The sequence below is a fragment of the Pseudomonas sp. BP01 genome (assembly GCF_022760795.1).
Taxonomy (GTDB): Bacteria; Pseudomonadota; Gammaproteobacteria; order Pseudomonadales; family Pseudomonadaceae; genus Aquipseudomonas; species Aquipseudomonas putida_Q.
The window spans coordinates 1-22,631 of record NZ_JAFBKA010000040.1 but is presented as its reverse complement, the minus strand read 5'-3'; the positions used below and the strand labels follow the sequence as shown (position 1 = coordinate 22,631).

22 protein-coding genes and 1 tRNA gene are annotated in these 22,631 nt (G+C 61.7%); 12 read left to right on the top strand and 11 right to left on the bottom strand.

Going from position 1 to position 22,631, the window contains the following annotated elements:
- The first annotated feature begins 105 nt into the window (after positions 1-105).
- The 4 genes from choX (at position 106) to JOY50_RS25570 (ending at position 3,526) form a co-directional block, all read left to right on the top strand.
- Positions 106-1,050, top strand: coding sequence for a choline ABC transporter substrate-binding protein (gene choX, locus JOY50_RS25585; RefSeq protein ID WP_243056052.1), 945 nt, complete (start codon positions 106-108; stop codon positions 1,048-1,050).
- 123 nt (positions 1,051-1,173) lie between these two features.
- Complete coding sequence (locus JOY50_RS25580) at positions 1,174-2,058, top strand: 3-keto-5-aminohexanoate cleavage protein (RefSeq protein WP_132842916.1); 885 nt, start codon at positions 1,174-1,176, stop codon at positions 2,056-2,058.
- An 18-nt stretch (positions 2,059-2,076) separates the two neighbouring features.
- Complete coding sequence (locus tag JOY50_RS25575; protein ID WP_243056051.1) at positions 2,077-3,042, top strand: L-carnitine dehydrogenase; 966 nt, start codon at positions 2,077-2,079, stop codon at positions 3,040-3,042.
- 10 nt (positions 3,043-3,052) lie between these two features.
- A complete protein-coding gene (locus JOY50_RS25570) occupies positions 3,053-3,526 on the top strand; it encodes a thioesterase family protein (protein WP_138736479.1) in 474 nt (157 codons plus the stop codon).
- An 81-nt stretch (positions 3,527-3,607) separates the two neighbouring features.
- On the opposite strand, the gene JOY50_RS25565 is transcribed toward JOY50_RS25570, so the two are convergent.
- Entirely contained in the window at positions 3,608-5,200 is a 1,593-nt protein-coding gene (locus tag JOY50_RS25565; protein WP_243056050.1) for a reprolysin-like metallopeptidase, read from the bottom strand.
- A 372-nt stretch (positions 5,201-5,572) separates the two neighbouring features.
- Here JOY50_RS25565 and JOY50_RS25560 point away from each other — a divergent pair, with 372 nt between their 5' ends.
- Entirely contained in the window at positions 5,573-5,830 is a 258-nt protein-coding gene (locus JOY50_RS25560) for a hypothetical protein (RefSeq protein WP_012316666.1), read from the top strand.
- Positions 5,831-6,028: 198 nt separating this feature from the next.
- Here the strand turns inward: JOY50_RS25560 and JOY50_RS25555 are convergent, their stop codons facing one another.
- The 4 genes from JOY50_RS25555 to JOY50_RS25540 form a co-directional block, all read right to left on the bottom strand.
- Positions 6,029-6,349 (bottom strand): ATP-binding cassette domain-containing protein, encoded by a 321-nt coding sequence (locus JOY50_RS25555; protein ID WP_274089785.1) that lies wholly within the window; start codon positions 6,347-6,349, stop codon positions 6,029-6,031.
- The gene (locus JOY50_RS25550) at positions 6,279-6,593 is read right to left on the bottom strand and encodes a sigma factor (protein ID WP_405046013.1); all 315 of its coding nucleotides are present in this window, start codon (positions 6,591-6,593) and stop codon (positions 6,279-6,281) included. Before JOY50_RS25550 ends, JOY50_RS25555 begins: the two co-directional genes overlap by 71 nt.
- Before the next feature lie 191 nt (positions 6,594-6,784).
- A complete protein-coding gene (locus JOY50_RS25545) occupies positions 6,785-7,891 on the bottom strand; it encodes a GlxA family transcriptional regulator (protein ID WP_016484513.1) in 1,107 nt (368 codons plus the stop codon).
- A gap of 492 nt (positions 7,892-8,383) precedes the next feature.
- Positions 8,384-9,760 (bottom strand): L-serine ammonia-lyase, encoded by a 1,377-nt coding sequence (locus tag JOY50_RS25540; RefSeq protein ID WP_243056049.1) that lies wholly within the window; start codon positions 9,758-9,760, stop codon positions 8,384-8,386.
- A 453-nt stretch (positions 9,761-10,213) separates the two neighbouring features.
- Between JOY50_RS25540 and JOY50_RS25535 the strand changes: the two genes are divergently transcribed.
- From JOY50_RS25535 to choV, 3 genes are all read left to right on the top strand, one after another.
- A complete protein-coding gene (locus JOY50_RS25535; RefSeq protein WP_063423977.1) occupies positions 10,214-11,161 on the top strand; it encodes a choline ABC transporter substrate-binding protein in 948 nt (315 codons plus the stop codon).
- An 81-nt stretch (positions 11,162-11,242) separates the two neighbouring features.
- Entirely contained in the window at positions 11,243-12,091 is an 849-nt protein-coding gene (gene choW / locus JOY50_RS25530) for a choline ABC transporter permease subunit (RefSeq protein WP_169725175.1), read from the top strand.
- Positions 12,088-13,266, top strand: a complete 1,179-nt coding sequence (gene choV, locus JOY50_RS25525) for a choline ABC transporter ATP-binding protein (RefSeq protein WP_243056048.1) — start codon at positions 12,088-12,090, stop codon at positions 13,264-13,266. Before choW ends, choV begins: the two co-directional genes overlap by 4 nt.
- 117 nt (positions 13,267-13,383) lie before the next feature.
- Here choV and hisF read toward each other — a convergent pair whose 3' ends face one another.
- The 6 genes from hisF to JOY50_RS25495 all read right to left on the bottom strand — a co-directional run bounded on the left by hisF (position 13,384) and on the right by JOY50_RS25495 (position 18,388).
- A complete protein-coding gene (gene hisF, locus JOY50_RS25520) occupies positions 13,384-14,154 on the bottom strand; it encodes an imidazole glycerol phosphate synthase subunit HisF (protein ID WP_008091498.1) in 771 nt (256 codons plus the stop codon).
- Positions 14,155-14,164: 10 nt separating this feature from the next.
- Positions 14,165-14,902, bottom strand: a complete 738-nt coding sequence (gene hisA / locus JOY50_RS25515; protein WP_016484508.1) for a 1-(5-phosphoribosyl)-5-[(5-phosphoribosylamino)methylideneamino]imidazole-4-carboxamide isomerase — start codon at positions 14,900-14,902, stop codon at positions 14,165-14,167.
- 27 nt (positions 14,903-14,929) lie between these two features.
- Positions 14,930-15,190, bottom strand: a complete 261-nt coding sequence (locus JOY50_RS25510) for a DUF2164 domain-containing protein (RefSeq protein WP_138736477.1) — start codon at positions 15,188-15,190, stop codon at positions 14,930-14,932.
- On the bottom strand, positions 15,191-15,829 hold the full coding sequence (gene hisH / locus JOY50_RS25505; RefSeq protein WP_138736476.1) for an imidazole glycerol phosphate synthase subunit HisH: 639 nt from the start codon (positions 15,827-15,829) through the stop codon (positions 15,191-15,193).
- Positions 15,830-16,423 carry an imidazoleglycerol-phosphate dehydratase HisB gene (gene hisB / locus JOY50_RS25500; protein ID WP_023532883.1) on the bottom strand — a complete coding sequence of 198 codons (594 nt, stop codon included), beginning with the start codon at positions 16,421-16,423 and terminating at the stop codon, positions 15,830-15,832.
- 303 nt (positions 16,424-16,726) lie between these two features.
- A complete protein-coding gene (locus tag JOY50_RS25495; RefSeq protein ID WP_132842899.1) occupies positions 16,727-18,388 on the bottom strand; it encodes an OFA family MFS transporter in 1,662 nt (553 codons plus the stop codon).
- Positions 18,389-18,674: 286 nt separating this feature from the next.
- Here JOY50_RS25495 and JOY50_RS25490 point away from each other — a divergent pair, with 286 nt between their 5' ends.
- The 4 genes from JOY50_RS25490 (at position 18,675) to JOY50_RS25475 (ending at position 22,426) form a co-directional block, all read left to right on the top strand.
- Positions 18,675-20,927, top strand: coding sequence for an AsmA family protein (locus tag JOY50_RS25490; RefSeq protein ID WP_243056047.1), 2,253 nt, complete (start codon positions 18,675-18,677; stop codon positions 20,925-20,927).
- Complete coding sequence (mutY, locus tag JOY50_RS25485) at positions 20,924-21,991, top strand: A/G-specific adenine glycosylase (protein WP_243056046.1); 1,068 nt, start codon at positions 20,924-20,926, stop codon at positions 21,989-21,991. The genes JOY50_RS25490 and mutY overlap by 4 nt, the downstream gene beginning before the upstream one ends.
- Positions 21,988-22,260 carry an oxidative damage protection protein gene (locus tag JOY50_RS25480; protein WP_016484501.1) on the top strand — a complete coding sequence of 91 codons (273 nt, stop codon included), beginning with the start codon at positions 21,988-21,990 and terminating at the stop codon, positions 22,258-22,260. Before mutY ends, JOY50_RS25480 begins: the two co-directional genes overlap by 4 nt.
- A gap of 90 nt (positions 22,261-22,350) precedes the next feature.
- Positions 22,351-22,426 (top strand) — tRNA-Phe (locus JOY50_RS25475).
- The last annotated feature ends 205 nt before the right edge of the window (positions 22,427-22,631 follow it).

Below are 22,631 nucleotides of genomic sequence, written 5' to 3'. Positions count from 1 at the left end.
TGGTCGCCAGGGTGCGATTTTTCACCCTGCGTGCAGCGTAGCGTGTTCACACGGCCCAGAGAGACCGAACCCCATAACAATATGCACTGCCGATGGAGAGCCACCATGCACAGCTTGATCCGCCGCAGCCTGTTGACCCTTGCCCTTAGCAGCATCGCCACTTCCCCGCTTTTCGCCGCAGAGCATGCGGCCTGCAAGAACGTCCGCCTGGGCGTGGTCAACTGGACCGACGTCATCGCCACCAGCGCCATGGCCCAGGTGCTGCTCGACGGCCTGGGCTACCAGACCAAACAGACCAGCGCCTCGCAGCAGATCATCTTCGCCGGTATCCGCGACAAGCGCCTGGACATGTTCTTGGGTTACTGGAACCCGATCATGACCCAGACCATCACCCCATTCATCGATGCCAAGCAGGTGAAGGTGCTGGAAAAGCCCAGCCTGGAAGATGCCCGGGCGACCCTGGCAGTGCCGAAGTACCTGTATGACAAAGGCCTGAAGACCTTCGCCGACATCCACAAATTCGAGAAGGAGCTGGGCGGCAAGATCTACGGCATCGAGCCCGGCTCCGGCGCCAACACCCAGATCAAGGCCATGATCACCAAGAACCAGTTCGGCCTGGGCAAGTTCCAGCTGGTCGAGTCCAGCGAGGCCGGCATGCTCGCTGCCGTCGACCGCGCCGTGCGCCGCAAGGAGGCCGTGGTGTTCTTCGGCTGGGCGCCGCACCCGATGAATGTGAACATCGACATGGCCTACCTGGGCGAGAGCCAGGACGCCCTGGGGCCGGACGAAGGCCGCGCAACGGTGTGGACGGTGACCGCGCCGGACTATGCCCAACGCTGCCCCAATGCGCACCGCTTGCTGGCCAACCTGAACTTCAGCGCCGAGGACGAGAGCCGCATGATGCAGCCGCTGCTCGACCACAAGGATGCGCTGGAATCGGCCCGCCAGTGGCTGAAAGACCACCCCGATGACAAGGCGCGCTGGCTTGAGGGTGTGACCACCTTCGATGGCAAGCCGGCTGCGGACAACCTCAAGCTTACTGCCAACTGATCCGGCCCTTTCGCGGGCACGCCCGCTCCCACAGGTTCTCCCTACGCCCAGGGTTCACGCGAACCCTGTGGGAGCTGGCTTGCCGGCGATAGGGCCAGCACAGACAACACAAGGAACCCCGCCATGAACCACGACGTCATCATCACCTGCGCCCTCACCGGCGCCGGTGACACCGCCTCGAAAAGCCACCTGGTCCCGGTCACCCCCAAGCAGATCGCCGAAGCCGCCGTCGAAGCTGCCAAAGCCGGCGCCACCGTGGTCCACTGCCACGTTCGCGACCCGCAAACCGGCCGTTTCAGCCGCGACGTAAACCTCTACCGCGAAGTCATGGAACGCATCCGCGAAGCCGATGTGGACATCATCGTCAACCTCACCGCCGGCATGGGTGGTGACCTGGAAATCGGCCCGGGCGAAACGCCCCTAGAGTTCGGCCCGGGCACCGACCTGATCGGCCCGCTGGAACGCCTGGCCCATGTCGAGGCGCTGCTGCCAGAAATCTGCACCCTAGACTGCGGCACGCTCAACTTCGGCGACGGCAATTCGATTTATGTCTCCACCCCGGCGCAACTGCGCGCCGGCGCCAAACGCATCACCGAACTGGGCGTGAAAGCCGAACTGGAAATCTTCGACACCGGCCACCTGTGGTTCGCCAAGCAGATGATCAAGGAAGGCCTGCTCGAAGACCCGCTGTTCCAGCTGTGCCTGGGCATTCCATGGGGCGCACCGGCCGACACCACCACCATGAAGGCGATGGTCGACAACCTGCCGGCCAACGTCACCTGGGCCGGCTTTGGCATCGGCCGCATGCAAATGCCGATGGCTGCACAAGCTGTGTTACTCGGCGGCAACGTGCGGGTCGGCCTGGAAGACAACCTGTACCTGGACCGCGGCGTGCTGGCCAGCAACGGCCAACTGGTCGAACGGGCGAGCGAGATCATCACCCGCATGGGTGGCCGCATCCTGTCCCCGGCAGAAGGCCGGGAAAAAATGAACCTCAAGCGCCGCTGATCACTTCAGGAGACTGATATGCCCTTCATCACCGAGATCAAGACCTTCGCCGCTTTGGGTAGCGGCGTAATCGGCAGCGGCTGGGTTGCCCGCGCCCTTGCCCACGGCCTGGACGTGGTCGCCTGGGACCCGGCGCCCGGTGCCGAGCAAGCGCTGCGCAAGCGCATTGCCAACGCTTGGCCAGCGCTGGAAAAAAAAGGCCTGGCGCAAGGTGCATCACAAAACCGGCTGAAGTTCGTCAGCACCATCGAAGAATGCGTGCGCGACGCCGATTTCATCCAGGAAAGCGCACCGGAGCGGCTGGACCTCAAGCTCGACCTGCACGCGAAAATCAGCGCCGCCGCCAAGCCCGAGGCCATCATCGGTTCCAGCACTTCAGGCCTGCTGCCCAGCGAATTCTACGAGTCGGCTACCCACCCCGAACGCTGCGTGGTCGGCCACCCGTTCAACCCGGTGTACTTGCTGCCGCTGGTCGAGATCGTCGGCGGCAACCGTACTGCGCCTGAAGCCATCGAGGCGGCAAAAACCATCTACACCGCACTGGGTATGCGCCCGCTGCATGTGCGCAAGGAAGTGCCCGGTTTCATCGCCGACCGCCTGCTCGAAGCGCTCTGGCGCGAGGCCCTGCACCTGGTCAACGACGGCGTGGCGACCACCGGCGAGATCGACGATGCTATCCGCTTCGGCGCAGGCCTGCGCTGGTCGTTCATGGGCACCTTCCTCACCTACACCCTGGCCGGTGGCGATGCGGGCATGCGCCACTTCATGTCGCAGTTCGGGCCAGCCCTCAAGCTGCCCTGGACCTACCTGCCGGCGCCGGAGCTAACCGACAAGTTGATCGACGATGTGGTGGACGGCACCTCCGAGCAACTGGGCGAACGCAGCATCGCCGCGCTGGAGCGCTATCGTGATGACACCCTGCTGGCGGTGCTGGAGGCAGTGAAGACCAGCAAGGCCAAACACGGCATGGCCTTTGGCGATTGAGGAGCAAGCAATGCCCGCACTTGTCACCTACCGCACCCAAGTCCAGAAGGACTGGGTGGACTACAACGGGCATCTGCGCGATGCCTATTACCTGCTGATCTTCAGCTATGCCACCGATGCGCTGATGGAACGCATCGGCCTGGATGCCGACAGCCGTGGGCAGAGTGGGCATTCATTGTTCACGCTGGAGGCCCACATCAATTACCTGCATGAGGTAAAGCTCGGCACCGAGGTGTGGGTACAGACGCAAATCATCGGCTTTGATCGAAAACGCCTTCACGTCTATCACAGCCTGCACCGTGCGGGATTCACTGAGGCGATGGCGGCTAGCGAGATGATGCTATTGCACGTGGACCTGGCGGGCCCGCACTCAGCGCCTTTTGGGAATACAACAATTGCACAATTGAAATACTTGGTCGAACAACAGCACGGGGGTGCGCCTCAATATCTGGGACGCACCATACGACTTCCCTTGAGTAAATAATTATTGGACGCCATGGTGCATACCTACGCGGTGAACCATGGCACCTTATTTGTTAGAGGCAGACATGGACAGCCCTATCAGTCACTCATACGACACTCTAGACACTGGCCCTGTCAGTCTCTTTGTAAAGCTAAAACCCTCAGGCCTACCACTGCCGGAGTGCACATCAGTGATAACAAAATCTCCAGAAAAATTGCTTCCTTCATAGCAACTATTTACAGTATACAAAATATTCGCAAAACATAGTTTTCTGGGCGTGGAACCACTGTAAAAGTCGCGCACTTCAACCCTTACCGGATTCACGTCATTGTCCTTGCATTCGGTAAACCATGTGAGAAGAATGCTACCACCCGGACTCAGACGGACGGAGCAACCCCGGCCATTCGTCCCATATAACTGCAAGCGAATTTCAGGACTAGGATCTGGGTAAAAATTTGCCACCGTTTCCCGATACTCGTTGAAACGGCGAGCATTGTCATGGTTTTGCACGGTACCAATCGCTACACCTTGATGCTGTATGCGCGGGTTGGAAAAATAAGGGATCGCACCGTGGGATGTCCGCATAATGGTGTGGAATTTCGGAGAAGCGTGCTCATAACCATGGTTGTAGCCTTTGCTCGGGTCTGTTCCTGCAAGCCCATGCCCCCCGTCCAGGTTATGTCCTAGCTCATGCGCCAACGTGCCGCCTATGCAACTGAATACCGAGTAACCAAGTTGCTTGCCGGAAGCGGGCTGATAAGCTACACCGCATACTTCGCTGAATGTCGAAAGCATTGAAACAAGATCAGCCCTCAACGCGTCCCGTTGCAGATAGACAGCTCTGCCCAAGTCGGTATTGGCACCCTTCAATTCACCAAGCTGCGCGCCGTAACTACCGGTTTCGTTGTAGTTTGCGTCATAATATCCGGCCAACTGATAGGTAACTTCAACTTGACTATTTCTTAGGTATTGATTGGCATCCTGCAGCGCTTGCGCTACGCGCAACCGATAGTCCGGATACTTGGTACGCGATTGATTAGTCGAGACAAAAAGCACCCTAATGATGCTGTGTGTAGAGGCGGGCGCGCTCGAAGCTGGGCTGGCCTTGATTGATCCCTCGATAGCCCTGATGGGCTCACCCTCCGGCGGTAACTTTGACTCGTCAACTTTGACCAGTGCATATTGCCCCTCGCCGACAGGGTCAATTCGATAGCGCTGCCCTTCGACTACAAGATTGCCCACTATACGACTGCCTTGTTTGGCAATAGATAAGTAATAAAACGGGTCGTTGTCCATCTCTGCAGAGCTCGCTGGCGCATGCGTCTGTTTCCAGGTGGATGGCGTGTAACCAACCCAGCCTTCAATACCCGCCGTGAGGGTATTGAAGTCACGAAGGTTGAACGCGGCCGTTTTGCCGTTTGATAGCGTTACTGCCAACGCTTGAGTTTCATTGCTGACGAGCGCTGGGTTTACCTTGATCCAGGTAATCTCTTGGGTTGATGGATCAGCCAGTACAGTAGCCAGGTATCCTGTGGCCGTTTTCTGAAGTGCATTGCGATCAGGCGTTGGTTCAAGCGTAAACAGTTGCTGCACCGCGCTTGAAGTGCCATTGTCCGACGAGGTCAATGACGAGCACGCCGAGGCCATGGTCAAAATTGCCCCGAGCACTAAGACCTTACAGATATTCTTATTCACGCTTTCCGCTCCGTTGGAATTCAATCCCCTACAGAAGAGCAAAAAATTCTGCAGCCCGTCATCTGGCAAAAATGCTAGGTGTATGGTTGTACAGGTGGAATAAGCGGAATAAAAATAGCCCCGGAAAGCCGTGAGCGTCCGGGGCCAAGAGCGAGCAACATCCACTGTGCATGAGCGAGGGTGACCAAACCCTCTGGTACCGTGAATGGCTTCAGTGTGCTGGCTTGCCGGGTAGGCGATTTAGCCGTAAACGACCTGTTCTTAGCCAAAGCAGTCATGGCGACATCTTGTTGTTGCGGGCATGTCGCGGTCGCCACAGAATCGGTCGTAAATCACAGCAGCACTCTCTTAGCGATAAAAGGGACAACAGCCATGATGCATGCGGATTTGATTGATCAGGACGACCTGGCAGGCCACCTGCGCGCACGCGGGTTCGAGATTCCGGCGGGCGCCAGTGCCGAGCAGGCTTGCGAAGCGGTGGTACGTGGGCTGACAGAGCCTAATGCGCGGGCGCTGAAGGGTATGGTCGAGCAGATGTATACCGGGAGTGCGACGATTCTGCCGGCGGTGCGCCAGGCCATCGACAAGCAGCTGTTGCCAGCGCTGGCGAGTTTCAACAAGCGGGCCTGATTCATTTTTCCTGTACTGCCCCTATCGCCGGCAAGCCAGCTCCCACAGTGATTACACAAAGCCCGAGGCCTGTGCAATACCTGTGGGAGCTGGCTTGCCGGCGATAGGGCCAGGCCTGCCTTAAAGGAATTACTCAAGCCCCCAGGCCTGTGCAGTACCTGTGGGAGCTGGCTTGCCGGCGATAGGGCCAGGCCTGCCTTACACAGGCTCAGCCAGCTTCTCCAGTTCTGCAGTCCGGTCAAACAGCCGTGCCAGCCCTTCCTGGTGTGTCACCCCCACCACCGTACACCGCGGCAACTCCCGCCTGAGCATTTCCATCAAACCCCGGGCACTGCCCAGATCCAGCTGGCTGGCCGCCTCATCCAGGTACAAGGTATCCGGCCGGTACAGCAACGCCCGCGCCAGGCTCAACCGCTGCTGCTCCCCGCCGGAGAGCAAGCGTTCCCACTCAGCCTGCTTGTCCAGTTGCCCAACCAGGGCTCCCAGCCCCACCTTGCCCAGCACACCGATCAACTGCACGTCGTCTGGGTTGGGCTTTTTCGGTGGCGGTACGGCGGGTCTGGTCGAGGGCCAGGTTGCGCACGATGCGGTACAGGTAGCTGGCCGGGTGGCGAATGTCGGCATCGTCCTGCTGGCGGCTGAAGCGCAGCCACGCCTCCTGCACCACGTCTTCGGCGCGGGCGCGGCAGCCGACGATCGGCGCGGCATAGTCAAGCAATGCCGCCCGGTGGGCCAGGTAGAACTGGAGTTTTTCGTCCGCCACGGGGTGGTATGCCAGAGGGTTTCGGGGGCGGCGATGCTACCTGTAGTCGAGAATCATTATCAACAGGTGGATTTTTATTGCCAGTGCCGGCCTTTTCGCGGGCACGCCCGCTCCCACATTGACCGCATCGCCATCAAGCCATGCGCAGTACCTGTGGGAGCGGGCGTGCCCGCGAAGAGGCCGGCGCGGTGTCAGAGCCTTACGCTGGCAAAGGTCGACTCGTTGCGCGCCTGGCTCAGCGCCGCCATCGGCCCGCTGTGTGGCGACAGGGTCATGGCCTGCGGAATCGGCATCATCGCTACCTGCTGCGCGGTGTTGGAACCCACGCGCTCGTCACGCGGCGGAATGCCGAAGTACTCGCGGTAGCACTTGGAGAAGTGAGGGGTAGACACAAAGCCGCACACCGACGCCACTTCGATGATCGACATCGGCGTTTGCTTCAACAACTGCCGCGCACGGATCAGGCGCAGTTTCAGGTAGTAGCGCGATGGCGAGCAGTGCAGGTACTTCTGGAACAACCGCTCAAGCTGGCGTCGCGACACCGACACGTACACCGCCAGTTCGTCCAGGTCGATCGGCTCTTCGAGGTTGGCCTCCATCAGCGCGACGATTTCCTGCAACTTTGGCTGGTTGGTACCCAGCATATGCTTGAGCGGCACGCGCTGGTGGTCCTGCTCGTTGCGGATGCGCTCGTAGACGAACATCTCGGAGATGGCCGCCGACAGCTCGCGGCCATGGTCGCGGCTGATCAGGTGCAACATCATGTCCAGCGGCGCAGTGCCGCCGGAGCTGGTGAAGCGGTTACGGTCGAGGGTGAACAGGCGGGTGCTCATGTTCACTCGCGGGTAGGCCTCCTGCATGGCCGCCAGGCACTCCCAGTGCACACTGCAATCAAAACCGTCGAGCAGGCCGGCGCACGCCAGGGCCCAGCTGCCGGTACACACCGCGCCCAGGCGGCGCGACTGACGGGCCTGGGCCTGCAGCCAGGTGACATGCTCGCGGGTAACCGTGCGCTGGATGCCCACGCCACCGCAGACGATCACGGTATCGATGGGCGGCGCGCTGTGCATGGCCGCATCGGGGGTGATCTGCAGGCCGTCGCTGGCCCAGACCTGGCCGCCGTCCACCGTCAGGGTGTGCCAGCGATACAGCTCGCGGCCGGAAAGCTGGTTGGCCATACGCAGCGGCTCGACCGCCGATGCCAGGGAAATCAGGGTGAAATTGTCCAGTAGAAGAAACCCGATGGACTGGGGTGCTGTGCGGTTCTGGGTTGGGGTCCCGGAGGTGTACGACGTCATCGCGATTTCTCCTCACACAAATGCAGGGTGTGCCTCAGGCGGGCACTGATTTCTTGTTATGACCCCTCGGTCATTTTCCGGGGGTAGGTTGCCAATCTCAACGCAAACGCCGTGCCTGAAATTGAACGGCTATCCAAAAAAACCTGAAAACGACACCTTCATCAGGCAAATCAGGTGCTTCGGCCGAGTTGGCTGATAGTCGCAAAACAGGCGTGCTAGGCGCCGTGCGTGTAACGGCTGAGCAATTTGGTGACACGTGCAGTGTAAGTTGCCCAGAAACGACACTCTTGAGTGTCACCGACAATGCCCACACTGATAGCGACACCCGACGATCGGTAGGCGGCGGGCGCACCATAAGGAGGCATTGGTGGTTGTGTTGCACCTGCTTCAACCTTCCAAGGCCCCTTCGCGGGTGAACCCGCTCCCACAGGCACTGCGTAACTCCTGTGGGAGCGGGTTCACCCGCGAAGGGGCCAGCAAACCTGGTAGAAATCAGCACTCGATAGCGCTGACCGCCAAGCCACCGCGCGAGGTCTCTTTGTACTTGTCGTGCATGTCGGCACCGGTATCGCGCATGGTGCGGATCACCTGGTCGAGGGAGATGAAGTGCTCGCCATCACCGCGCAGCGCCATCTGCACCGCGTTGATGGCTTTTACCGCAGCAATCGCGTTGCGCTCGATGCATGGCACCTGCACCAGCCCGCCGACCGGGTCGCAGGTCAGGCCAAGGTTGTGCTCCAGGGCAATCTCGGCGGCGTTCTCTACCTGTGGCGGGGTGGCACCGAGCACTTCGGCAAGGCCCGCCGCGGCCATGGCGCAGGCTGAGCCGACTTCACCCTGGCAGCCCACTTCGGCACCGGAAATCGACGCGTTCTTCTTGCACAGGATGCCCACGGCAGCCGCGGCCAGGAAGTAATCGACAATGCTGGACTCGTTCACCTCATCGCTGAAGCGCATGTAGTAGTGCAACACCGCCGGAATGATGCCGGCTGCGCCATTGGTGGGCGCGGTAACCATGCGGCCACCGGCGGCGTTCTCTTCGTTGACCGCCAGGGCGAACAGGTTGACCCATTCCATGGCGCTCATCGTCGAGCCGATCACGTTGGGCTTGCCGATCTCTTGCAGGCTGCGGTGCAGCTTGGCGGCGCGGCGGCGCACGTTCAGCCCGCCGGGCAGCGTGCCTTCGTATTTAAGGCCATTGTTGACGCATTCCTGCATGGCTTCCCAGAGCTTGTGCAGGCCGGCGCGGATCTCTTCCTCGCTGCGCCAGACCTTCTCGTTGGCCATCATCAATTGCGACACGCTGAGGTCGTTTTGCTTGCACAGGCGTAGCAGTTCGGCAGCGCTGTTGAAATCGTACGGCAGCACCGTCTGGTCGGCATCCAGCACACCGCTGGCGGCCTGGGCGGCATCGACCACAAAGCCGCCACCCACCGAGTAGTAGGTGTCGCGGTGCAACTCGCCCTGCTCGCCTTCGGCAACCAGGGTCATGGCGTTGGGGTGGTACGGCAGGTTTTCGTCCAGCAGCAGCATGTCGCGGGCCCAGACGAATTCGATGGGCAAGCGGCTGTCCAGCTGCAGGGTGTTGGTTTCGCGCAGGTCGGCAATACGCGGCACGATCTGGGTCGGGTCAATGGCGTCAGGCCACTCGCCCATCAAGCCCATGATGGTGGCGTTGTCGGTGCCGTGACCGATACCGGTGGCCGACAGCGAGCCATACAGGCGCACCTCGATCCGTTTCACACGTTCCAGCTCGCCGCGTTCGCGCAGGCCCTGAACAAACAGGGCGCCAGCACACATGGGGCCGACGGTGTGGGAGCTGGAGGGCCCGACACCGATCTTGAACAGGTCGAACACGCTGATGGCCATTGTCGAATCACCTCTTGCTGGGCTTGTCTCTGCGCGCCATGCGCAGGGCGGGGCAACTGCTAGGCTCAAACAGCGGGCCGCCTTGAATGCCAGCATCATCGGGCTTTTACCCCACCCCTCGCCGTCTGCAACCGACGTACTTTTGTCCAGCCGCGCCGCGCTGTTTTTGCTCAACGAGCGGCCCTCGCCACGCCGCTTTCCGGCGGCCAGGTGACGCAAAAATGCGGCCGAGGGGGTGGATAAACCCATAAGCGACATCGCCCTTACTGGATACGACCCGTTCCGTACTGGATACGACCCTACCAGTAGGCGATTGCCCGGCGCTGGAGGATTATCGAAAGCGACTCGTAAAGCACGGCCACGCATCCTGCCCTCTGCAGGCCTGGTCGACCGGACCCTCAGAAAGCCCGGCGACCCACGCGAACCCGAAGACAATATCTCAGGAGTCCATCCATGAAAGGTTCACCCTCGCTGTTGCTGGTTGCGTTGCTGTCCACGCCCTTGCTGGCCCAGGCCGCCGAACCCGAGCAGTGTCAGACGGTACGTTTCTCCGACGTCGGCTGGACCGACATCACAGTCACGACCGCGACCACCAGCGTTGTGCTCGAAGCCCTGGGTTACAAGACCCACACCACCATGATCTCGGTACCAGTGACCTACAAGTCGCTGGCCACCGGCAAGGACCTGGACGTGTTTCTCGGCAACTGGATGCCGACCATGGAGAACGACATCAAGCAGTACCGCGACGCCGGCACCGTAGAAACGGTGCGCGCCAACCTGGAAAACGCCAAGTACACCCTGGCCGTGCCCCAGGCGTTGTACGACAAGGGCCTGAAGGATTTTGCCGACATTCCCAAGTTCAAGCAGGAACTGGACGGCAAGATCTACGGCATCGAACCTGGCAACGATGGCAACCGCACCATCCAGAGCATGATCGACAAGAACGCCTTCGGCCTGAAGGACGCCGGTTTCAAGATTGTGCAATCGAGCGAGGCCGGCATGCTGTCGCAGGTCGACCGCGCGCAGAAACGTGGCGAGTCGGTCGTGTTCCTGGGCTGGGAACCGCACCCGATGAACACCCGCTTCAAGATGCAGTACCTGACCGGCGGGGATGAGTTCTTCGGCCCCGATTTCGGCAAGGCGACCGTATTGACCAATACCCGCAAGGGCTACGCGCAGGAATGCAGCAACGTTGGCCAACTGCTCAAGAACCTGTCGTTCGAGCTCAAGGATGAAAGCACCATGATGGGCTATGTCCTGGACGACAAGATGAAACCCGAAGCAGCCGCCAAGAAGTGGCTTAAAGACAACCCCGGCAAGCTGGACACCTGGCTTGCCGGCGTTACCACTGTTGATGGCAAACCCGGCCTTGAGGCGGCCAAGGCCAAGCTGGCGCAATAACGCACCACGCAATAGCGCTACCTCGGGGCAGGACCGTGCCTGCCCCGGGTTGATTTCAATCTATGCAGGTGGAAGCTCGCTATCATGCTTATCGATCAGAAAATACCCCTGGGCCAGTACATCGCGTCGTTCGTCGAGTGGCTGACCCAGAACGGCGCGAATTACTTCGACGCCATCGCGCAAGGCCTGGAATTCATGATCCATGGCGTCACCAGTGCCCTGACCTGGTTCAACCCTTTCGTCCTCATCGCCCTGTTCGCCGGCTTGGCGCACCTGATCCAGCGCAAGTGGGGGCTGACCGCATTCGTTGCCCTGTCATTCCTGCTTATCTTCAACCTGGGTTACTGGCAGGAAACCATGGAAACCCTGGCGCAGGTGACCTTCGCCACGGTGGTGTGCGTGGTGATTGGCGTGCCGCTAGGCATCCTCGCTGCGCACAAACCGATGTTCTATACCGCCATGCGCCCGGTACTCGACTTGATGCAGACGGTGCCCACTTTTGTCTACCTGATCCCTACCCTGACCCTGTTCGGCCTGGGCGTGGTACCGGGGCTGATCTCTACCGTGGTGTTCGCCATTGCGGCGCCAATCCGCCTCACCTACCTGGGCATCTGCGACGTCCCGCAAGAGCTGATGGACGCCGGCAAGGCGTTTGGCTGCTCGCGGCGCCAACTGCTGACCCGTATCGAACTGCCGCATGCGATGCCCAGCATCGCCGCCGGCGTCACCCAGTGCATCATGCTGTCGCTGTCGATGGTGGTGATCGCCGCCCTGGTGGGCGCCGACGGCCTGGGCAAACCTGTGGTCAACGCACTGAATACCGCCGATATTTCCCTGGGCTTCGAAGCGGGCCTGGCGATCGTGCTGCTGGCAATCATGCTCGACCGTATCTGCAAGCAACCGGAACTGCCGGTAAGGGGTGAGGCATGAGCATCATTCGTTTCGAAGACGTCGACGTCATTTTCTCCAACAAGCCGCGCGAGGCACTGTCGCTGCTGGACCAGGGCAAGACCCGCGAACAGATCCTCAAGCAGACGGGCCTGGTGGTCGGCGTCGAAAAGGCCAACCTCGATATCAACAAGGGCGAGATCTGCGTGCTGATGGGCTTGTCCGGCTCGGGCAAGTCGAGCCTGCTGCGGTGCATCAACGGCCTCAACACGGTCAGCCGCGGCAAGCTGTTTGTCGAGCACGAAGGCAAGCATATCGACATTGCCCACTGCACCCCGGCCGAGCTGAAGATGATGCGCACCAAGCGCATTGCCATGGTGTTCCAGAAGTTTGCCCTGATGCCCTGGCTGACGGTGCGCGAGAACATCAGCTTTGGCCTGGAAATGCAGGGCCGCCCGGAAAAGGAACGGCGCAAGCTGGTGGACGAGAAGCTTGAGCTGGTGGGCCTGACCCAGTGGCGCAACAAGAAGCCGGACGAGCTGTCTGGCGGCATGCAGCAACGCGTGGGCCTGGCCCGGGCGCTGGCGATGGATGCCGACATCCTGCTGATGGACGAACCGTTCTCGGCACTGGACCCGCTAATCCGCCAGGGCCTGCAAGACGAGCTGCTGGGCCTGCAGGCCAAGCTGAGCAAGACCATCGTGTTCGTCAGCCACGACCTGGACGAGGCACTGAAGCTGGGTACCCGCATTGCGATCATGAAGGACGGGCGGATCATCCAGTACAGCAAGCCGGAAGAGATCGTGCTCAACCCGGCCGACGAGTACGTGCGTACCTTCGTCGCCCACACCAACCCGCTGAACGTGCTGTGCGGCCGCAGCCTGATGCGCAGCCTGGACAAGTGCAAGCGGGTCAATGGCTCGGTGTGCCTGGACCCGGGTATCGATTCGTGGCTGGACCTGGGCGAAGGTGGCGCGCTCAAGCGTGCACGCCAGGGCCAGAACGGGCTGGACATGCAGAACTGGGCACCGGGGCAGGATGTGGAGCTGCTGGAGCGCAGGCCGACCGTGGTGCACGCCGACATCGGCATGCGCGAGGCGCTGCAGATTCGTTATCAGACCGGCAACAAGCTGGTGCTGCAGGATAACGACAGGGTGGTGGGGATTCTTGGGGATACCGAGCTGTATCACGCGTTGCTCGGCAAGAACCACGGTTGAGGCAATTGGGGCCGCGTTGCGGCCCTTCGCGGGCACGCCCGCTCCCACAGGTTTGGAGAGATCCCTGTGGGAGCGGGCGTGCCCGCGAAGGGCTGCAAAGCAGCCCCAATCAATGGATCAGCGAACGACGATGCCGCGCGATGCCATGTAGGCCTTGGCCTCCGGCACCGTGTACTCGCCAAAGTGGAAGATACTGGCCGCCAGCACCGCGCTGGCATGCCCTTCCAGAATGCCGTCAGCCAGGTGCTGCAGGTTACCCACACCCCCCGAGGCAATCACCGGAATGCCCAGCGCATCACTGATGGCGCGGGTAACACCCAGGTCGAAGCCGTTCTTCATGCCGTCCTGGTCCATGCTGGTCAGCAGGATCTCGCCAGCGCCCAGGCCCTCCATCTTCTTCGCCCACTCGACTGCATCCAGCCCGGTCGGCTTGCGCCCGCCGTGGGTGAAGATTTCCCAGCGTGGCGTTTCACCTGGCCCGGACACCTTCTTGGCATCGATGGCGACAACGATGCACTGCGAACCGAAACGGTCCGCCGCCTCGCCCACAAACTCCGGGTTGAACACCGCAGCGGTGTTGATCGAAACCTTGTCGGCACCGGCATTGAGCAGGTTGCGAATGTCCTGCACGGTGCGCACGCCACCGCCCACGGTCAGCGGGATGAACACCTGGCTGGCCATGCGCTCGACGGTATGCAAGGTGGTGTCGCGGCCATCGACGCTGGCGGTGATGTCGAGGAAGGTGATTTCGTCGGCACCCTGCTCGTTGTAGCGACGGGCAATTTCCACCGGGTCGCCGGCATCACGGATGTTCTCGAACTTGACGCCCTTGACCACCCGGCCGTTGTCCACGTCCAGGCAAGGGATGATGCGCTTGGCCAGTGCCATGGTTCAGTCCTCAGCCTTGGTAGTTGTCGCAGAAGGCCTGGGCCTCGGCGACATCGAGGGTGCCTTCGTAGATGGCACGGCCGGTGATGGCGCCGATGATGCCGGGTGCCTTGGCGTCCAGCAGGGCCTTGATGTCGCCCAGGTTGTGGATGCCGCCCGAGGCGATGACCGGAATGCGGGTGGCTTCAGCCAGTGCCTTGGTGAAAGGCACGTTGCAGCCCTGCATCATGCCGTCCTTGGCGATGTCGGTGTAGACGATCGCCGAGACGCCATCGGCCTCGAAACGCTTGGCCAGGTCGATGACCTGCACGGTGCTCACTTCGGCCCAGCCGTCGGTGGCGACGAAGCCGTCCTTGGCATCCAGGCCAACGATGACCTTGCCCGGGAAGGCCTTGCACGCTTCGGCCACGAACTCCGGCTGCTTGACCGCCTTGGTGCCGATGATCACGTAGCTGACGCCAGCCTTGACGTAGTGCTCGATGGTTTCCAGCGAACGGATGCCACCGCCGATCTGGATCGGCAGGGTGGGGTAGCGCTTGGCGATGGCGGTAACCACTTCACCATTGACCGGCTGGCCTTCGAAGGCGCCGTTGAGGTCGACCAGGTGCAGGCGGCGGCAGCCACCCTCGACCCACTTGGCGGCCATGCTCACCGGGTCGTCGGAAAATACCGTGGAGTCTTCCATGCGGCCCTGGCGCAGGCGCACGCAAGCACCGTCCTTCAGATCGATAGCGGGGATAATCAGCATCTTGGGAACCTGTCTGTTCTTGGGGTTTCAGGGCTTTTCGAGCGCCCACAGATCGCTTTCGATGCTCTCGAACCGCTCCTTGAGGTGCAGCTGAACATCGGCAATCGCCCTGTTGTAGTAAAGGGGTGCAATTTCTTTGCTGAACAGCTCAAGCACCTCGGCCACCTCGAACGACCCCAGCTCCAGCTCGAAACGGTCTTCGAGGAAGCGCTTGAGCGTGTCGAGCGCATCGCGCTCCTGCTCGGGGGCCAACGTGAGGACCGGGGCCTTGGCTTTCGACCTGCTCATTTACCAGCGCCCGTCCCAGGCGACGAAGTTCTGCAGCAACTGCAGGCCATGGGTATGGCTCTTCTCCGGGTGGAACTGCACGGCAAAGCGCGAGCCGTCCGCCAGCGCAGCGGCAAAATCGACGCCATAGTGGCCGCGGCCGACCACCTGGCCCGGCTTGCCGGCATTGATGTAGTAGCTGTGCACGAAGTAGAAACGCGCCTGGTCGGGGATGTCGTGCCACAGCGGGTGGTGGATGGTCTGGCTGACTTCGTTCCAGCCCATGTGCGGCACCTTCAGGTGCTCGCCGTCTTCTTGCAGGTCTTTGCCGAAGAAACGCACCTGGCCTGGGAACATGCCGATGCAGTCGACACCGGCGTTTTCCTCGCTGTGGTCAAGCAGCGCCTGCATGCCCACGCAAATACCGAGAAACGGGCGGTCCTGGCTTACTTCGCGCACCAGGCTGTCGAAGCCCAGGCGGCGGATTTCGGCCATGCAGTCGCGGATTGCGCCCACACCCGGGAATACCACGCGGTCAGCTTCACGGATGACAGCAGCGTCGCTGGTGACCAGCACCTTGCCGGCACCGACGTGCTCGAGCGCCTTGGCCACCGAGTGCAGGTTGCCCATGCCATAGTCGATTACGGCTACCGTCTGCATTTACAGGCACCCTTTGGTCGACGGCATCTGCCCGGCCATGCGCTCGTCGAGGGTGACAGCCATGCGCAGCGCGCGGCCGAATGCCTTGAACACGGTTTCGATCTGGTGGTGGGTGTTGTGGCCACGCAGGTTGTCGATGTGCAGCGTTACCAATGCGTGGTTGACGAAGCCCTGGAAGAACTCCTGGAACAGGTCGACATCGAAGCCGCCAACGCTGGCACGGGTATACGGCACGTGCATCTGCAGGCCGGGGCGGCCGGAGAAGTCGATGACCACGCGCGACAGCGCTTCGTCCAGCGGCACGTAGGCGTGGCCGTAACGGAAGATACCTTTCTTATCACCGATGGCCTGGGCGAATGCCATGCCCAGGGTAATACCGACGTCCTCGACGGTATGGTGATCGTCGATATGCAGGTCACCCTTGCACTCGATATCCAGATCGATCAGCCCATGGCGGGCAATCTGGTCCAGCATGTGTTCAAGGAAAGGCACACCGATATCAAATCGGGCCTTGCCACTGCCATCGAGGTTGATCGAGCACTTGACCTGGGTTTCCAGGGTATTGCGCTCGACGGAAGCCTTACGTTCGACCATCACCAGCTCCGCAAAATCATTGGGCGAAAAGGGCTCCATTATAGGCCCAGAACGCGCCAGCTTGAAACGCGGATGACATATGGCAAAGCAAGCAATTACGGGGGCTGGATGCCGCTACAGGTCTATACAACCGTGCATTTGGTGCTTTTTGTAGGAGCGGCCTTGTGTCGCGATGGGCTGCGCAGCAGCCCCGGCGATCCATGCATAAACGCTGAAACGCTGGGGCTGCTGCGCAGCCCATCGCGACACAAGGCCGCTCCTACAACTGATCGAGTGACCTTCAGGAACCGGCCATATCACCCATCAATGGAACAGCACTGCGGTCTTCTGCAAGGTAACCCACACACCCCAGGCCAGCGGCACGACCACCACCGCCCAGGCCAGCAGCACCAGCGCCAGGCTGCCCGGGGCCGCCTTCCACTCCAGCGACCGCGCCCCATCGGCGCCCTTGTCATGGCTCAACGCCCGCTCGGCCGCCAGCTCGGCATCGCTCATGAAGTGCTTGTCGGCCACAGGGCGCACCAGCATGTTGCAGATAAAGCCCAGTACCAGCAGGCCGGCGAGGATGTACAAGGTCATGTCGTAAGCCGCTGCGCGCTCTACCCCCGCTGCCAGCTGAGACTCGCGCAGGTAAGTGATCAATACCGGGCCCAGCACCCCCGCCGCTGCCCAGGCGGTCAGCAGGCGACCATGAATGGCGCCGACCATCTGCGTGCCGAACAGGTCAGCCAGGTACGCCGGCACGGTCGCGAAACCGCCGCCATACATCGACAGGATGATGCAGAACGCGGCCACGAACAGCGCCACGTTACCCAGGTGCCCCATGTTCGGCACCAGGCTGTAAAGGCCAACGCCCAGGGCGAAGAAGGCGAAGTAGGTGTTCTTGCGCCCGATGTAGTCGGAGAACGACGCCCAGAAGAACCGCCCGCCAATGTTGAACAGGCTCAACAGGCCCGTGAAGCCGGCGGCGATCGCGGCAATCTGCGCCAGCTGGGCAGCATTCAGCTGGCTGAAGGTCAGTTCGTTACCCAGCAATTTGCCGGCGAACACTTCCTGCAGCAGGGGCGACGCCATGCCGAGAATACCGATACCCGCCGACACGTTCAGGCACAGCACCAGCCAGATCAGCGCGAACTGGGGGGTTTTCCACGCCACACTGACGTGTACATGGCGGTCGGTGACCATGGTGTTACCGGCTTTTTTCGCCGGGGCGGTCCAGCCTTCGGGCTTCCAGCCGGTCGGCGGTACGCGGTAAGCCAGGGCGCCGGCCGTCATGAACACGAAGTAGATCGCCGCCATCGCGACGAAGCTCTGCCATACGCCCACTTCGTGCGCGTTGCCAAAATGCCCCATCAGCGCGGTGGCCAGCGGTGCACCCACCATGGCCCCGCCGCCAAAGCCCATGATCGCCATGCCGGTGGCCATGCCGCGTTTGTCCGGGAACCACTTGATCAGCGTGGACACGGGCGAGATATAGCCCAGGCCCAGGCCGATACCGCCGATCACGCCGGAGCCCAGCCACATCAGCCACAGTTGGTGGGTTTTTACACCAATGGCCGAGATCAGCATGCCGCCGCACCAGCACAAAGCCGAAACCAGGCCGGCCTTGCGTGGGCCGGCGTGCTCCAGCCAACCGCCCAGCACCGCCGCCGAGCAGCCAAGGAAGACGAAGAACAGGGTGTAGATCCAGCTCAGCATCGAGATCGGCCAGTCGCATTCGGCGCTGAACATCCGGGCCATGAAGCCCATGTCTGGCGCACAGGCGACGGGGGCGGTAATACCGAGGGCTTGCGACAAAGGCAGCCAGAACACCGAAAAGCCGTAGGCCATGCCGATGCACAGGTGGATGGCCAGGGCGGCTGGCGGGACCAGCCAGCGGTTGAAGCCCGGGCGGGCGATGATGCGCTCCTTCGACAGGAAGCCTGGCGCACTGGCCAAGGCCCCCGCCGCGACGGTACTGGTCATGGATCTGATCCTTCTTATAGGGTGGGTGCTCGCAAAGCGGCGCAAGATTAGCAGAGCCAAGTGGCGTGAAAGCAATCTGATATCGTGATTTTTTGCTCGGCTGAAACGGTCATGTTCGCTGTACCGGCCATACATTCGGAACTGGCAAAATCCTGGCTGTCGAAAGCCGTACCCTCTGCTTCAACCGTAGGAAATGCCCTGTATCTCTAGTCGAATAAGCAGGGACAACCACCGCGGCGTTATACTCTGCCGCGTGAATTCACTATCGGACTACAAGGACTCGCCCATGAAAGCGTTCGGCAAAATCCTGGGGCTGGGGCTTCTCGGGTTGCTGCTGATCATCGTGGCGCTGGGCTTCGCCCTGACCCACCTCTTTGATCCCAACGACTACAAAGACGAGATTCGCCAGCTGGCACGGGACAAGGCTCACGTCGAGCTGACCCTTAACGGTGACATCGGCTGGAGCCTGTTCCCGTGGCTGGGCCTGGAGTTGCACGAAGCAAGCATCGCCACCTTGGCCAAACCCAAGGAGCCGTTCGCCGACCTGCAAATGCTCGGCCTGTCCGTGCGTGTGCTGCCGCTGCTACGCCGCGAAGTGCAGATGAGCGACGTGCGCGTCGAAGGCTTGAACCTGACCCTGGCCCGCGACGAACAGGGCCATGGCAACTGGGAAGACATCGGCAAACCGCTGCCCGCGCAGAACGGTGCAAGCGCCGATGCACCCGTACAGGCACCTGCCGAGCAGAAGCCTGCCACCGCCGACAGCAACGACCGCGCCATCAAGCTGGACATCGACAGCCTGACCGTGAACAACGCCCGTGTGCAGTACACCGATGCCAAGACCGGCCACAGCTACAGCGCCGAGAGCATCCAGCTGAGCACTGGCCCGGTCCATGAAGGCGCGAACATTCCGCTCAAGGCCAGCGCCTTCATCAGCGCCAGCGAGCCGAATGTAAAGGCCCGCACCGAGCTGGCCGGCGAGCTGCGCTTCGACCGCAAACTCAAGCGCTACAACTTCGAAGACATGCGCCTGTCGGGCGAAACGTCGGGTGAGCCAACCGGCGGCAAGACGGTGACCTTCGCTGCCCAGGGCCAGCTACTGGTCGACCTGGCCGCCAATGTCGCCTCGTGGAACGGCCTGAAAGTCTCGGCCAACCAGCTGCGCGCCCTGGGCGAGCTGAATGTGCGTGACCTGGACAAGGCACCACAGCTGAGCGGTGGCCTGTCCATCGCCCAGTTCAACCTGCGCACCTTCCTCGACAGCATTGGCCGCCCGCTGCCTGCCACCCACGACCCGGCAGCCTTCGCCAAGCTGGAGCTGGTCACCCGCCTGCAAGGCACAGCCAACAGCCTGGCCCTGGAAGACCTGGCCGTGAAGCTGGACGACAGTACCTTCAGTGGCCGTGTGGCCGTGGATGACTTTGCCAAGCAGGCCCTGCGCCTGCAGCTGAAGGGCGATACCTTCGACGCAGACCGCTACCTGCCAGCCAAGAGCGAAGAGGCCAAGGGCGCCACTGCCGCGCGCCAGGCCGAGGTCAAGCAGCAAGAGGCCAGCGCCGTGGCCGGTGCCGGTGCCGGCACCACACCGTTGCCCAACGCCCCGACGCAGGTAGCCTGGAGCGACGACAAGCTGCTGCCGGTCGACCGCCTGCGCGTTCTCGACCTGCAAGCCGACCTGGCCTTTGGCTCGCTGACCCTGAACAAGCTGCCGATCGCAGACGCCCAGCTCAAGGCCCTCGGCCAGGGCGGCCTGCTGACCCTGCAAACCCTGCGTGGCGAGCTGTACAACGGCACCTTCGAGGCCAAGGGCACGGTCGACGTGCGCCCTGCCGTACCGCAACTGGGTGTGAACACCAACATCCAGCGCGTGCCGGTAGAGCACTTCATCAAGACCGAAGGCAAGGACCAGGTACCACCGGTGAAAGGCCTGCTGACCCTGACCAGCGACCTGACCGCCACCGGCAACAGCCAGAAAGCCCTGGTCGACACCCTCAACGGGAGCGCCAACTTCACCATCAATGACGGTGTGCTGGTCAACGCCAACCTGGAACAGCAACTGTGCCAGGCCATCGCCACCCTTAACCGCAAGACCCTGAGCGGCGAGCCACGCGGCAAGGACACCCCGTTCCAGGAACTGCGCGGCAGCCTGGTGGTGCGTAATGGCGTTGCCAGCAACCCAGACCTCAAGGCGCGCATCCCGGGCCTGACCGTCAACGGCCATGGCGACCTCGACCTGCGCGTGCTGGGCATGGACTACAACGTCGGCGTGATCGTTGAAGGCGACCAGCGCGCCATGCCGGACCCGGCCTGCCAGGTCAACGAACGCTATGTGGGTGTTGAAGTGCCCCTGCGCTGCCGTGGCCCGCTGGAACTCGGCGCCAAGGCCTGCCGCCTGGACCAGGGCGGTATGGGTAAGGTTGCCGCCAAGCTGGCTGGCGACCGCCTGAAAGACAAGATCGATGAAAAGCTCGAAGAGAAACTCGGAGACAAAGTGAGCCCGGAAATAAAAGACGCACTCAAGGGGCTGTTCAAGCGATGAGCCCCGAGCAGTTCTCCAGCGCTGTGCTGGACTGGTATGACGAGCACGGCCGGCACGACCTGCCCTGGCAACAGGGCATCACCCCGTACCGGGTGTGGGTGTCGGAAATCATGTTGCAGCAGACCCAGGTCAGCACCGTGCTCAACTACTTCGACCGGTTCATGCAGGCCCTGCCGACCGTGCAGGCCCTGGCCGAGGCGCCGGAGGACGAAGTGCTGCACCTGTGGACGGGGCTGGGCTACTACACCCGCGCACGTAACCTGCAAAAGGCTGCAAAGATCGTCGTCGAGCAACATGGCGGCGAATTCCCGCTCAGTGTCGAGAAGCTCACCGAGTTGCCCGGCATCGGCCGCTCCACCGCCGGCGCCATCGCCAGCATCAGCATGGGCATTCGCGCGCCGATCCTGGACGGTAACGTCAAGCGCGTGCTGGCCCGCTACACCGCCCAGGCCGGCTACCCTGGCGAGCCCAAGGTGGCCAACCAGCTGTGGGCCACGGCCGAGCGTTTTACACCGCTGCAGCGCGCCAACCATTACACCCAGGCCATGATGGACATGGGTGCCACGCTGTGCACCCGCAGCAAGCCCAGTTGCCTGATCTGCCCGTTGCAGCGCGGCTGCGAGGCGCACCTGCACGGCGAAGAAACCCGCTACCCAGAGCCCAAGCCGCGCAAGTCGCTGCCGCAACGGCGCACGCTGATGCCACTGCTGGCCAACCACGAAGGCGCCATCCTGCTTTATCGCCGCCCATCCAGCGGCCTCTGGGGTGGTTTGTGGAGCCTGCCGGAGCTGGACGACCTGGCACAGCTCGACGACCTGGCCTATCAGCACGGCCTGCGCCTGGCAGGCAGCCGGGCCATGGCAGGCCTGACCCATACCTTCAGCCACTTCCAGCTGGCCATCGAGCCCTGGCTGGTGCACGTCGACTTGGTCGGCGAGCACGTGGCCGAGGCCGACTGGCTCTGGTATAACCTCGCCACCCCGCCGCGCCTGGGCCTTGCTGCCCCGGTGAAAAAGCTGCTTGAACGCGCGGCCGACGAACTGATTGCAGGAGACGCCCGATGACCCGCACCGTGATGTGCCGCAAGTACAAAGAAGAACTGCCAGGCCTGGAGCGCCCGCCCTACCCCGGCGCCAAGGGCCAGGACATCTTCGAACACATCTCGCAGCAAGCCTGGGCCGACTGGCAGAAGCACCAGACCATGCTGATCAATGAAAAGCGCCTGAACATGATGAACGCCGAGGACCGCAAATTCCTTCAGGCAGAGATGGACAAGTTTTTCGCCGGCGAAGAATACGCCCAGGCGGAAGGCTACGTTCCACCGGCCGAATGACCCCAAAAATCGTAAGCGACGGAATTAATTTAAAATTTTTTCAAAAAGTCGTTGACGAGCGGTCCGGAAATCTATTTAATTCACCTCGTCGCCCAGATAGCTCAGTCGGTAGAGCAGAGGATTGAAAATCCTCGTGTCGGCGGTTCGACTCCGTCTCTGGGCACCACCTTCAGCTTCTGGTGGTTGCAAAGTTACCCGAAGCGACAACAAGAAACCCGCCTAGTGCGGGTTTTTTGTTGTCTGTGATTTTTGCTCATTGACCAGCATCAAATAGCCATCACTCGCTCACCTTCATAATCGAAGACGGACATCCGTATCGACTAGCAAGGACCTCCATGAGCTGTCTCTTATACACAACTCCGAGCCCACGA

Coding starts and splice junctions, on each gene's coding strand:
- JOY50_RS25490 (WP_243056047.1), top strand. CDS start 18,675: ATGAAAGCGTTCGGCAAAATCCTGGGGCTGGGGCTTCTCGGGTTGCTG.
- JOY50_RS25480 (WP_016484501.1), top strand. CDS start 21,988: ATGACCCGCACCGTGATGTGCCGCAAGTACAAAGAAGAACTGCCAGGC.
- JOY50_RS25510 (WP_138736477.1), bottom strand. CDS start 15,190: ATGAGCAGGTCGAAAGCCAAGGCCCCGGTCCTCACGTTGGCCCCCGAG.
- hisH (WP_138736476.1), bottom strand. CDS start 15,829: ATGCAGACGGTAGCCGTAATCGACTATGGCATGGGCAACCTGCACTCG.
- JOY50_RS25580 (WP_132842916.1), top strand. CDS start 1,174: ATGAACCACGACGTCATCATCACCTGCGCCCTCACCGGCGCCGGTGAC.
- JOY50_RS25570 (WP_138736479.1), top strand. CDS start 3,053: ATGCCCGCACTTGTCACCTACCGCACCCAAGTCCAGAAGGACTGGGTG.
- choX (WP_243056052.1), top strand. CDS start 106: ATGCACAGCTTGATCCGCCGCAGCCTGTTGACCCTTGCCCTTAGCAGC.
- choV (WP_243056048.1), top strand. CDS start 12,088: ATGAGCATCATTCGTTTCGAAGACGTCGACGTCATTTTCTCCAACAAG.
- JOY50_RS25545 (WP_016484513.1), bottom strand. CDS start 7,891: ATGACGTCGTACACCTCCGGGACCCCAACCCAGAACCGCACAGCACCC.
- JOY50_RS25540 (WP_243056049.1), bottom strand. CDS start 9,760: ATGGCCATCAGCGTGTTCGACCTGTTCAAGATCGGTGTCGGGCCCTCC.
- JOY50_RS25560 (WP_012316666.1), top strand. CDS start 5,573: ATGATGCATGCGGATTTGATTGATCAGGACGACCTGGCAGGCCACCTG.
- hisF (WP_008091498.1), bottom strand. CDS start 14,154: ATGGCACTGGCCAAGCGCATCATCCCTTGCCTGGACGTGGACAACGGC.
- JOY50_RS25575 (WP_243056051.1), top strand. CDS start 2,077: ATGCCCTTCATCACCGAGATCAAGACCTTCGCCGCTTTGGGTAGCGGC.
- JOY50_RS25535 (WP_063423977.1), top strand. CDS start 10,214: ATGAAAGGTTCACCCTCGCTGTTGCTGGTTGCGTTGCTGTCCACGCCC.
- mutY (WP_243056046.1), top strand. CDS start 20,924: ATGAGCCCCGAGCAGTTCTCCAGCGCTGTGCTGGACTGGTATGACGAG.
- hisB (WP_023532883.1), bottom strand. CDS start 16,423: ATGGTCGAACGTAAGGCTTCCGTCGAGCGCAATACCCTGGAAACCCAG.
- hisA (WP_016484508.1), bottom strand. CDS start 14,902: ATGCTGATTATCCCCGCTATCGATCTGAAGGACGGTGCTTGCGTGCGC.
- JOY50_RS25495 (WP_132842899.1), bottom strand. CDS start 18,388: ATGACCAGTACCGTCGCGGCGGGGGCCTTGGCCAGTGCGCCAGGCTTC.